Here is a 2,017-nt window from a genome sequence, read left to right as displayed (position 1 = left end):
CAGGCTGAAGCCTTGGGTACGACCGATTTGAATGGTGGCGCGCTCTTCAACGCTGAGTTCGGTATAAGACATAGGGGCAGCACCGTACCGGAAAGGTCAGGTGTTGCACTCAGTTTTTGCCGCCGCCGAGGTATTCGGCAGTTTTAACTTCATCTTCAACGACTAGGATACGCATATAGATTGCCTGAAATAGGGCGCTGCTTTTGTAATTTCGCCGGATTGAGATAGTGATGCTTGCATCCAGAATGTGACTTAAGGCTAAAGGCTGTAGTCACTACAGGGTCAAGGGGAGATGGTGCGGCGCGGTGACGCATGAGCTGCTGTAAAGCCCGCTATCTCTGGCTTTGCTTGGTCTGAGGTGTAAGAAGTTGTGTCAGTTTGTTTATCTGCTAACAGCGGTCTTTGGTAACTTTATTACATCTCACTCATTGATCTTGATTACGTATTTGTAATTCTCTGGTCACCGTGGCGATATGGCCAGTGCACTAAATTCTGTTCGGAAAATTTATCACCCATGACGGATGCAACTCTCCATGGCTTGGAGGGCTAATACCGCAGTCATAGGATTTCCGTGGAGGATTTAGTTTTGAGGATGCGCGCTAACAGCCCTGGCAACTCCCGAGTAGGGTGTTTGTCAGTGGTTCTTCTACTGATGCTTGGGACCATGCAGCAGGCATTGGCGGTCCCATCTGGCGTTTCTTTAGATGAGGCTCTGCGTATAGCGGCAGAGAACAATCCCGAACTGGCTGCTGCCAATTGGAGTGTTCCCATTTCTCAAGGAGAAAGGACTCAAGCGGGTTTGTTCCAAAACCCTGAGATCTCGTGGGAGATGGAGGACACCCGAAGCGACACCCGAACCACCACCGTACAGCTAACCCAGCCGATTGAGCTGGGTGGAAAGCGTGGCGCTCGGATCGAGCTGGCTGATCGAGGCGTTGATGCTGCTCAAGTGGAAGTGGAGCGAGCACGAAACGCACTTCGCGCTGAGGTGATCCAGGGGTTTTACGGCGTACTGCTTTCGCAGCTGCGTGTTGACCTAGCGTCCGAGTCAATGACTCTTGCTGAGAGAGGCATGACGATCGCTCAAGGCCGTGTTCGAGCCGGAAGTGCCTCTCCGATTGAGGCTACTCGAGCAGGCGTGCAGCTCTCCGAGGTTCGACTTGAGCTGAAGCGCGCTCAAGCAGAATTGGTTAATGCCCAAGCCTTGCTTAAGGCCTCAATGGGAGCTGACTCTTCCGCAGCTCAGGTTGCCGTGGAGGGAGATGCTTCAGGCATCCCTACTCCGCCTGCACTGCAGGAGCTGTTGGAGGGATTGGAAAACACCCCCGAGATGCGCTTAGCGACGTTAAATATTGCTCAGCAGGATGCTTCTTACGGCGTGGAAAGGGCCCAGCGTATTCCTGATCTCAGCATCAGCGTAGGGAGCCAATACAGCGCTGCAGATCGGGAGCGAGTAAATCTAGTGGGGCTATCGATGCCTATCCCCCTGTTCAACCGGAACCAGGGGAATGTTTACGCAGCCGCACGACGTGCCGATCAGGCGCGCGACTCTCGTAATGCCACCTTGCTTCGAATGCAGGCCAGCGTTCAGCAGACCGTGGATCTGTGGCGTACCGCTTCGGAAGAAATCGACTCGTTCAACAAAGACATTTTGCCCTCTGCAAAGAGTGCGGTAGAGAGCGCTACCCGCGGCTTCGAGATGGGCAAGTTCGGTTTCATTGAAGTGCTCGATGCTCAGCGAACGCTGATCGGAGCACGCAACCAGTATGTAGCGGCCCTCGGCAGTGCTACGGACTCTTGGGTGCAAATCGAGCGAATCTACGGCGATACCTTGGCCGCCCCCAAACCCTAGTTCACATCGCAAATCACTCGGAGTGGATCTGGGGTCTTTGAATCGCCCCTAGTTTCGTAGACACCTCCAAGCCTCATAATGAGGCCCATCAGGAGGTGCCATGAGCAACCAGCGTTACCCCGAAGAATTCAAGATCGAAGCGGTCAAGCACATCACTGAGCGCGG

Annotated in this window: 1 protein-coding gene; it reads left to right on the top strand. The window is 54.0% G+C overall.

Annotation, left to right across the window (positions count from 1 at the left end; all coding sequences use genetic code 11):
* Window positions 1–664: 664 nt before the first annotated feature.
* On the top strand, window positions 665–1,852 hold the full coding sequence (locus DMX10_RS32190; protein WP_256604898.1) for a TolC family protein: 1,188 nt from the start codon (window positions 665–667) through the stop codon (window positions 1,850–1,852).
* The last annotated feature ends 165 nt before the right edge of the window (window positions 1,853–2,017 follow it).

The sequence above is a fragment of the Pseudomonas sp. 57B-090624 genome (assembly GCF_003234055.1).
Classification (GTDB): Bacteria; Pseudomonadota; Gammaproteobacteria; order Pseudomonadales; family Pseudomonadaceae; genus Metapseudomonas; species Metapseudomonas tohonis.
This window is presented reverse-complemented; position numbering and strand designations above follow the sequence as displayed.

What these genes read in the sequence shown, in the direction of transcription:
- DMX10_RS32190 (WP_256604898.1), top strand. Translation starts at nt 665, where the DNA reads ATGCAGCAGGCATTGGCGGTCCCATCTGGCGTTTCTTTAGATGAGGCT.